General features: G+C 59.7%; 1 protein-coding gene. It reads left to right on the top strand.

All coding sequences use genetic code 11. From position 1 onward, the window contains the following. On the top strand, window positions 1-464 hold a 464-nt coding region (locus NR126_RS28460; protein WP_256832493.1), incomplete at both ends, for an ABC transporter permease subunit.

Raw genomic sequence — 464 nt, 5'->3', positions numbered from 1 at the left:
TCGATCTTCATTGGCTTCCTGGTGTCGATTCCGCTGTCGATCGCCCGGGTCTCATCGAAGTTCTACGTGCGTCTGCCGGTGCAGTTCTACACCTACCTGTTCCGCGGCACGCCGCTGTATATCCAGCTGCTGATTTGCTACACCGGGATCTACAGCCTGGCCGCCATTCGCGCGCAGCCAGTGCTCGATGCGTTCTTCCGTGACGCCATGAACTGCACCATCCTCGCTTTTGCCCTGAACACCTGCGCCTACACCACGGAGATCTTTGCCGGGGCGATTCGCAGCATGAATCACGGCGAAGTCGAGGCGGCCAAGGCCTATGGTCTGACCGGCTGGAAGCTGTATGCCTACGTGATCATGCCTTCGGCCCTGCGCCGCTCGTTGCCGTACTACAGCAACGAAGTGATCCTGATGCTGCACTCGACCACCGTGGCGTTCACCGCGACCATCCCGGACATTCTCAA

This window comes from Pseudomonas sp. Pse1, assembly GCF_024519635.1.
In the GTDB taxonomy this organism is placed as follows: Bacteria; Pseudomonadota; Gammaproteobacteria; order Pseudomonadales; family Pseudomonadaceae; genus Aquipseudomonas.
Note: the sequence above shows the minus strand (reverse complement) of the source record. Positions and strands in the feature narration are given on the sequence as shown.